We start from the raw sequence: 9,363 nt of genomic DNA on the forward strand, positions 1-9,363 counted from the left end.
GCCGAGATGAAAGCTTAAAAGGACGGCATAACCGAAGCCATGCCGTCCTTCTTATAAATTATTCAGCTTTTCTCCGTCTGAACACGATGTATAACAGTGCCAGGCCGGTAATCATTCCACCTGCGCCAACCATAAAGATCGTCATATTGGATCCTGTTGATGGCAGCTGATATCCCATCTGATTGATAATCGTCATCTCTGCATGAACGGAATCTCCAGTAGCGGAAATATTGAATTGTCCACTTCCTGATGTGTATGCCTTGTCATTCACATAGAGCGTACAAGTGCGGTTTGCATTCTGCACTACTCTTGTTTTGTAAACGACAGGAGAACCATCATCATTTACCGGGAGCTTATAGCCATCCGGTGCTGCTGTCTCTACCAGATAGTAATCTGTATCGAGTTCCAGCTTATCAAATGACAACTCACCGTCCGCATCTGTTTTTCCTGACGCAACCACATTTGTAAGTCCCGCATCAGAATAAAGTGTGAATTCCGCATTCTCTAAAACGGTGCCGTTTTCATTAGTTTTATTGACAAGGATATCGAAGTTCACTACTTTTTCTTTATTTTCCATAGTTACATCGATGCAGCCATCACTCGCTACAGCTACTGTTACTGCACCATTCTTTTCCGTTGCCTCTGCAGAACCGGATGTAATCGTAATTGCGTTATTCTCTGCCACCGTAAAGGTAATCTCATGGGTGTTCAGTTCTAAGCCATCCACCGTTGCAGTTTCCACAAGCTTGTGATCACCATAAGCCAGGTTATTGATCGTGAATCGTCCGTCGCTGCCAGTTGTATAGTTTCTCGTGTTGCCGTCCGGATCAGTGTGCGTAAATACAACTCCGGATACAGGATCGCCTGTCTCTTCTGCCAGCTTTAAAAGCCTCAGTGCCAACGGCTGCTCCTGCTGAGTCGGTTCCTGGTAAACAATACTTCCGGATGTTCCTGAAGTTGTAACTGGCTGGACAATGATTTCCGGGTTGATCAGGTAACCTTCCGGGGCCTTGATCTCTTCAAAGGTCAGAGTGCCGTAGGGTAATGAATACTCATTTGTTCCAGGAGAAGTAAATAACGGATCACCACTGATCAGAAATTCATCATCATAGTTTAAGAACCCATTTTCATTTGTCTCAAATACCCATGTCCTTGCAGGTGTCTGTCCTGCTGCACCCGGATCGGTATCCATGATCTGCGTGTAGTAACATACTCGGAACTGAGCCCCTGCCATGGATCCCGCCTCTCCTGTTGCTGCATCTACCTTTTTAAGAAGAACCCCTGTCGGGTCAAGAACAGGAATCTCTGTTGAGTTCACAGTATATGTCTGACCGTTCGTTGCATTCCTGGCATCAATCGGATAAGCATTTGTATCTAAGCCATACCCCGGCGATGCTGTCGTTTCCTTCACCCAGTACTGTCCTGCCTGAAGGCCGCTAATGCTGCCCTGGCCGCTTGCGTTGGTTGTGATCGTACCTACAGAGTTCTCGCATGCTTCGTCGCTGTACACGGTATAAACCGCACCCTCCAGACTATAGTTTGCATTCCCATCCGTAATGCTCGTGTCACCACTTACCTTTGTAAGGTTGATCGTGATCTTCGGAGTTTCCGGTGGTGTTACAGTTGTAGTCACTTCATTGGTTTCATACGTTTCATTCTCGTAATTCGACCTTACAATCAGTTCTCCCGTATTCGGGATTACATAAGAGCCGTTAGACTCATAAGCAGAAAGGTCGGCATCCGGGTCAATCTGGACCTGGATCAGATAATGATAAGTCTTACCATAGAAGTTAGAGTTCTGTGGATTAATGCACGAGAACGTTACGGTATTCCCCGAATGCTGAATTCGGAACAGGCTTGACATGTCATTTCCTGCATCATCGACCACGCTCGCATCTAGGTACTCCAGACATGGCTCCAGTTCGTCCCTGATCTGATAAGACGTATAATAGAAGCGTTCCTGCGACTGAAGAGGAACGTTCTCTGAAATCTTGTAAGTATAGGTTTCATCCATTCCGCTCAGCGTATTAGCCTGTACATCCTTCTCATCCGTGTCTGTGACCGTCTTTGTTGGCGGATGCGGGGTAGTTACTCTCGCAACTCTGGCCTTGGTAAACGCAGACCAGTTGTAAGCTGCAAGGGATGGGTTGCTTCTGATGTCACTTTCGCTAAAGTTCGGCTGGCTTCCCGAGTATCCACCATAGAACGTTTTCCCATTGTAGTCTGATGTCCAGCATGCAGCCGTATGATAAAAGCGGTAAGTAAAACTTGTGCTGTCGTAATAAGCGATTACCTGCCCGCCGGTATCAGTAATATCATTCTCATAGGTATGAGAATTAAAGATATCATCTGTAAATACGGGATAGCCTTCATCTGTCTCTGCATAGAGCGCAGTACAATCATCCGGAACATATAAATTATCATAATCACCAGTAATTGCTACTGCCTGCCGTCCATCGATATCCGCCACAGTTGCATAGCCTTTCACCTGGACAGGCTGCTGGGTTTCATGGTCAATAAACTGGATATCCATTTCCGCCCACTCAAGGCCGTTAATTGCGATACCGATAATCTCAGGGTCAAAGCCGATGGTTCCCCATTCCGTGCCCCCGTAGTATCCGCCAAAAAGCTTATAGTCAGTAATCACACACTTCGCATCAATGGAACGTCCATTATAGGTTCCCACATTCGTGTATACTGCACCTATATTCCCTTTCAGGCTGTCGTCAGACACGATACAGTGTTCCACCCTGTAATACTCCGGCCATACACCCGAGTTAAAGTACGAAGGTTCGGAAAATCCGAAAACCGTCATCGTTGTATTGTCCCCGACTTCGGCAAAAAACTCGTAGTCACCGCTGATCACATCATCCTCGTTGATGTTTTCAATCACGTCCGTCGCTTTTGGATAACTTCCGCTGTATCGGTTCGATACGGTTGTACACACTCCCATCGCATCACATACATAACGTTCACCGTTACGCATAAGAGCGGCTCCCGTATCAGGATCACTGAAGATCAAACTCTTCATATAACCGCTGGAATCAAAATATCTCAGCACCCCGTCAATTTCCCGGAATCCCGTGACCATGGCACAAGTCTGCGGATCATAATATGCGATTGAATCAACCGCGGATGTTCCCCAAAGCACCTCAGGCGTGTATCTTACCCAGCCGGTTACACAATACCCTGCAGAATCAAAATAGTACCAAGAATCTCCAATAGAGTACCATCCGTCTGCCAGATAGTTATGTGCATCCATCATGAAAAACCATTTTCCACCCAGTTGCTGCCAACCATTCCCGCCATAGTCCGTCGAAGTGTACACAGTATGTGCACCCTGCGGGGCATAGTAAGGAGCCGTATATGGCTGTGAATACACACTGTCCGGTATCGCGGCTTTCACCTCTTCCATCGGGCCAAAACTTATTGCAGATATTACTGCGGAGAACATAAAGCAAAGGCTGATGATCACTTTCTTTATTTTTTTCATAATTCCCGTCCTTTCTTCCTTAGGGATGACCTCTGATCCCTGATATTGCTTTCATAACAGCACCTCCTTGTCCCTTATAATATGGGTAAAGGGGCAGGCACAAGAAAAACGGGATATGCGACCTGACAAAAGGGAGATACGAAACGGATCCGGATCCGTGGAGATTTCCGAAAAAGGAAAAGGGCCAGTTTCCCGGCCCTTTTCTGCGACCATTTGCGTGCGAGCACGAAAGGAGAAATCGGACATTTGGAATATAGCTTAGAAGAGGACATTGTGTATATCCACAACCTGGCGGTATTGAAGTCAGCTGGGGATTACCGTGGATTCGAAAATGCGCACATAGGGACAAACTTATTTTCTGATGCGCTCACTGATTTATATTTCCGTCAGGGAATCCATTTTTCAGAAGTCAGGGGCAGACTCTCGGCAGCAGATGCCAGAAACAGGAATTGGCGGGATTCGATCCCATTTTACCGGAGCTTTCCGCAACATCTGAATCCGGAGCTTCCGTTTTCCCTGGATTTTGAAATCTCAGAGTACAGAGACTTCCGGACAAAAATGCCAGGAGATATATCGGTAGCTGGGATGATATCACGGTTTTCTTCACAGGATCTCTTTTTCCGGTATCTGGTCATTCCGAAACCATAAGCCCTTTTTTGTGCCAGGAAAGGATAGGAGGGAACCAATATGTTGGAACTGAAACACTGTGTTTCAGAAGAATTAAGCAGAATTGACTTTACATTAAGAAATATCAGGATGGAATACCTATGCACGCCGCCATCCGACCTGCAAGCTGAGTACATCATTGCGTTAGTAGAAACGTATAGAGAGCATGCTACGGATCTGTTTTTTCTGGCTTGCAATCAGGAGATGAAAGGGAACATGGAATCAATGGAGTTGTCGCGTTGCGAACAATGGTACAGGGATATCAGGCTCTTGGCAACGGAGGCGATCGGGGAAATCGGTCGTCCGGATCTTATGGGCGGTACAGAGGGAGAAAAATATGACATAGTGTTAGATAGCAACCCCGAAGGCTAAGAAAGGATAGTTTCAATATTATTGTCAGCGAACTACTCGGTACTTTAGTGTCGCGTAGTTCACTGTGTCTTTTACAACTTTTGAAAGCACGCCCGAATTCTCAAATTATCCTCACACAACAAAAAGGGCCAGTTTCCCGGCCCTTTCCACAAGGAAGCGGTGAAAAAGAAAAATGATTTTGAATAAGAGGTATAAGGAGCCCGCTTCCAGATACAATGATTAATTATTCAACGCCTTTTGTAGCACCACAGGAGCACTCATAGCCCACAAGGACTTCTACCTGTTTGTCAGTGTGACCAAAAGGTTCACCAGCGAGCGCATGCTTTTCTGCATGTTCTGAAGTCTGCCCGTCAATAATCTCGTCACAGTAATTGCATACGCTATGCCACTGCAGCTCGTAAACCGGCTGCCAGTCATGCTCATGTACCGGTGCTGTTACCTGTACCCTACAGCTGAAGCGGATTCCGTTGCAGTCTGCCGTAATAATCGTTGCGCCTTCGCCGACCGCTGTTACCACGCCGTCTGTTACAGTAGCGACTTCCGTATTATTGGATGTCCAAGTGATATCCTTCGGGTCCGTTGTATCTACAGGATTATAAGTTACAGTAAGCTCCTGTCTCTCCCCAACATTAAGGGAAATATTGTCCGGACTAACGCTGATTGAAATAAGGGGGATCTCTTTTTTCTCTACTGTGACAACACAGCTTGCTGTCTTACCGTTGCAGGTCGCTGTAATTGTTGCGGTTCCTGCTCCAACGGCTGTAACTTTTCCACCTTCAACTGTCGCTACCGCACTGTCTGATGTGCTCCAGCTGACCGTCTTATCGACTGTCGTATCTTCCGGGTTGTAGGATACTGTCAGTGTCCCACTGCCACCTTCTACCAGAGTCATTTCCGTCTGATCCAGGCTGATGGAATCAAGCGCGATCTCTTTCGCTTCTACCGTTACCGTACATGTTGCGGTTTTACCATTGCAGGTCGCTGTGATCGTAGCGGTTCCTGCTCCAACGGCTGTGACTTTTCCGTCATCTACCGTTGCCACTTTACTGTCTGATGTGCTCCAGCTGACTGTCCTGTCCGCCGTTGTGTCTGCCGGATTATAAGAAACTGTAAGCGTTCCGCTCTCGCCCTCTGTCAGGGTCATTGCTGTCTGATCCAGACTAATTGAGTCAAGGCCGATTTCCTTCGCCGATACCGTTACCGTACAGGTTGCAGATAAGTCGCCGCACGTTGCTGTAATGGTTGCTGTACCCACACCTACTGGAGTGACGGTACCGTTTGAATCTACGGATGCGACCTGGTCATTCGAGCTGCTCCATACAACATCCTTTGCGTCTGTTGTATCTTCCGGAGTAAAGGATACCCCAAGCTGGACGGCATGATCGCCCTCGACAAACGACAAGGATGTCTGGCTGAGGGAAATGCCGGTCATCGGGATCTCTTCAGGCTCGGTTACCTGGGGATTGCCATCCCATCTTCCATTCTCATCAACGTACCAGCCGTCAATCCACGCGTCTTTCGCCATTGTTCCGTCTTCCTGGACATAATAGTATGTGTCGATCCACTTCGATGTCTGCATCTGGCCGGCCTCATTGAAGTAATACCACTCGCCATCGATCAGCGTCCACCCGGTCACTGCCCGGTCATTGAGGAAATACTTGGAGCCATCATACTCAAGCCAGCCTGTTGCCATTACGCCGTCTTCATCCAGGTAATACTTCGCTCCATCGGTAGTAAGCCAGCCGGTTTCCATTGCCCCGGAAGCATTAAAGTAATACCACTCGCCGTCGATCAGCTTCCATCCAGTCATCATCCGGTCGTTCATGAAGTACCTGTTGCCGCCATCGTCCAGCCAGCCCTGATGCATCACGCCGTCCTCGTGCAGGTAGAACCAGTGGCCATCAATGACCTGCCAGCCGGTAAGCATTACCCCATCTTCATTATAATAATACCAGTGATCATTTTTGTAATTCCAGCCGGGGCTGTTCACTTCGCCTACCAGTGCCCCGTTTTCGTCAAACCGATATGTCGTTCCATCAATCTTCTGGTCGCCCGTTACCATGTAGCAGTTTGCGTCAAAGTAGTAGGTCTTCCCATTAATGTCATGCCAGCCGGTATACGCCGCGCCATCCTCTCCGAGGTAGAACCAGGACCCGTTCAGCAGAAGCCATCCGCCTGCATACTCACTCCCGTCACCCCGGAAGTAGTGCCACTGCCCATCGATCATCGACCAACCGGTGACCATGCGGTCATTAAGGAAATAGGTGCGGCCGCCATCATCCAGCCAGCCCTGGTGCATCACGCCATCGTCATGCATGAAGTACCAGTACCCGCCGACTGCCTGCCATCCGGTGGTCATCGCTCCGGAGCCATTGAAGTAGTACCACTGCCCGTCAATCTGAGTCCAGCCTACTGCCATTGCGCCATTGGAATGAAGGTAATACATGAAATCTCCGTCTTCAAACCATCCCGTGATCATTTCACCCTGGCCGCCCAGATAGTACCATGCGTTACCGTCCCACTGCCATCCAGTAGTCATTGCGCCAGAGCCATTGAAATAATACCAGTTCCCGTCGATGTAACGCCACCCGGTAGCCATCGCCCCCGAGGCATCCATGTAATAGGTTTCGCCGTTGACAGTACGCCAGCCGGTAGCCATGTAGCCGTCCTCATCGAAATAGTACCATTTCCCGTCAATGCACTGCCATGTGTTTGCAAGCATCTGCCCGGATGCATTTTCATACGTCCAACCGTCTTCATCATAGTGCCACTGTGCGGCCGCTTCAGCCTGGGCCCCCGGCGCAGCCATAGACATTGCCGGTACGGTAGCCGTGCAGGCTGTCACAAAACAGAGCAGCATAGTCACAAGTTTCTTTTTCATTCGATTCTTTTACCTCCTGTCTTATTCTTTTAATACATTCATTATAAACTTTCCGAATCATTCTTTCCATATATTACAGATAATCGGAATAGTTTTTTGTACCCCATGGGATACTTTTGATTGTACCTCCTTCCTGGTTGCATATTACCACAAGGAAAATGACCATAATTTTTGAGGACGAAGAAAAATATTTCTTCTCGTCCCCGTTTTAGTCATCTTATGGATAATTATATCTCGTTTAGTGTGCTATCGTCAATTTAATTATTTCTTTTTCGATGATATAAACGGGGGGATGGAGGTTTTTGAATGAAAATACACCGCCAAAACAACAGATGTAATATTTCCGGGATAAAAATAAAAGAATTGAGATTAAATGCTGGTTATTCACAGGAAGCTTTGGCTGCTCTGCTGCAGCTGGAAGGGCTGAATGTTAACCAAAAGGCGATCAGCCGGATCGAGTCCGGGGACCGCGTTGTTGCAGATTTCGAACTGCAATACTTTGCAGAAGTCTTCCATGTCCCGGTTACTGAGCTTTTAATGTTTGAAAAAAACTAAAACATCCCTGAAACAAGAAGAAGCAGGAAAGTCCTGCATCTTCCTCAAAATTATGAATGGACTAGCAAGAAAACCCCATCCAACGTTAGTTGCCTGGGGATGAATTGCCACGGCTCCTCCGGGAGCCGCTTTTTTTGTATCGTCCCATTTTCTCGTATTTCCGTTTGTGTGTATCGGTACGCTGCCCATCTATATATGCTTTTACCGTTTCCATAGACACCGAGCCTGTTGTGGCAATAAAATAGCTGCTGCTCCAAAAAGGACAGTCTTCTCCGTAAAGATATTTCTTTACATGATTGGTTACTGTTCCCGTACCTCGCGTGACAACTGGGTCTTCAGCGTCCGGACCACAACGGATGGTGTCGTGCTTGGCGGAAGGGATACCAGCAGATGGATGTGATCCATATCCGTTTCCGCAGATACCAGTTCCCCCCGAAACCTTCCGCAAAGATAAGCAGCTTGCTCCTTCATAAAGTCCCCGATTTCATTTGAGATGACCGGCTTTCTGTATTTCGTGACAAAAACCATATGGTAAGTGAGGCTGTAAACAGAATGAAATGTTTTCTTGTATTCCATGGTTTCCCTCATTTCTTATATTTCGATCAATAACGAACGTATGTTTGTGTATGCTTAGATTTTATGGTACAATCATATTGAAGTCAAGCATAACCATAAATAATACTTGACAGTCAGAAAGGAGGCCATCCGTATGCGCACGGTCATGGTAGACATCAAACCCAATCATTCTGCCGCCCCTTATCTTGGGAAAAATGCGGCAGGAAGCCGTGCTGTGCGCAATACGGCCAACTTTCTGATCCGTAACACAATGACCGGGCTCCGTAAACCGCCGGAGGAACGGACGCATGCAGAAACGGAGGCCCTGCATTTGGTATTCACCGGCATCCAGAAAGCCAATGCACATAGGGAAGCTATGGATGAAAAAGCTGTGTTCTCCGCCATTCGGAAAATCAATTCGGGGAAGCTTACCGGGCTGAAAGCGCACGCTTTCTTAAAATCCAAGCTGGATGGATGCGGGAAACGCTTTCCCTATCCAACGGCGCAGGACTGGTTCTTGGATTACGAAACCCTGGACGCCATCCTGAAGCATACGGGAAACGCTGCCTACTATAGCTGCACCAGCCAGGTCAACCAGCAGGCAATCCGGAAGACTGTGGCGTCCTGGAAATCGTATTTTAAATCTGTTAAGGACTGGAAAAAACATCCCGGCAAGTATCAGGCAAAACCACGGATCCCCGGGTACATTCGGGGGCGGGAGGCAACCGCCCATTTCACAAACCAGGTCTGCCGCCTGGTGCCTGCCGGCGGTCGGCTGTACCTGGGGTTCGCAAACTGTGATCAGTTTGTATGCCTCGGAAAGGAATCCCTGATTCCAGGA

6 protein-coding genes and 1 pseudogene are annotated in these 9,363 nt (G+C 47.8%); 3 read left to right on the top strand and 4 right to left on the bottom strand.

What is annotated here, in order from left to right:
• Positions 1–58: 58 nt before the first annotated feature.
• Positions 59–3,493 (bottom strand): SpaA isopeptide-forming pilin-related protein, encoded by a 3,435-nt coding sequence (locus LKD70_RS14250; protein WP_227708595.1) that lies wholly within the window; start codon positions 3,491–3,493, stop codon positions 59–61.
• A 687-nt stretch (positions 3,494–4,180) separates the two neighbouring features.
• Between LKD70_RS14250 and LKD70_RS14255 the strand changes: the two genes are divergently transcribed.
• Complete coding sequence (locus tag LKD70_RS14255; protein ID WP_227708596.1) at positions 4,181–4,531, top strand: hypothetical protein; 351 nt, start codon at positions 4,181–4,183, stop codon at positions 4,529–4,531.
• A 223-nt stretch (positions 4,532–4,754) separates the two neighbouring features.
• Here the strand turns inward: LKD70_RS14255 and LKD70_RS14260 are convergent, their stop codons facing one another.
• On the bottom strand, positions 4,755–7,412 hold the full coding sequence (locus LKD70_RS14260) for an Ig-like domain-containing protein (RefSeq protein ID WP_227708597.1): 2,658 nt from the start codon (positions 7,410–7,412) through the stop codon (positions 4,755–4,757).
• Positions 7,413–7,718: 306 nt separating this feature from the next.
• Here LKD70_RS14260 and LKD70_RS14265 point away from each other — a divergent pair, with 306 nt between their 5' ends.
• Entirely contained in the window at positions 7,719–7,967 is a 249-nt protein-coding gene (locus LKD70_RS14265) for a helix-turn-helix domain-containing protein (RefSeq protein ID WP_227708598.1), read from the top strand.
• Positions 7,968–8,052: 85 nt separating this feature from the next.
• On the opposite strand, the gene LKD70_RS18835 is transcribed toward LKD70_RS14265, so the two are convergent.
• Both LKD70_RS18835 and tnpA read right to left on the bottom strand, forming a co-directional pair.
• Complete coding sequence (locus tag LKD70_RS18835) at positions 8,053–8,349, bottom strand: transposase (RefSeq protein WP_407690978.1); 297 nt, start codon at positions 8,347–8,349, stop codon at positions 8,053–8,055.
• A complete protein-coding gene (gene tnpA / locus LKD70_RS18555) occupies positions 8,268–8,543 on the bottom strand; it encodes an IS200/IS605 family transposase (protein WP_265104880.1) in 276 nt (91 codons plus the stop codon). The genes LKD70_RS18835 and tnpA overlap by 82 nt, the downstream gene beginning before the upstream one ends.
• Positions 8,544–8,676: 133 nt before the next feature.
• Here tnpA and LKD70_RS14275 point away from each other — a divergent pair.
• Positions 8,677–9,363 (top strand): annotated as a pseudogene (locus tag LKD70_RS14275) (hypothetical protein); the annotation flags it as partial.

It is taken from the genome of Ruminococcus turbiniformis (assembly GCF_020687545.1).
GTDB classification, from domain to species: Bacteria; Bacillota; Clostridia; order Lachnospirales; family Lachnospiraceae; genus Mediterraneibacter; species Mediterraneibacter turbiniformis.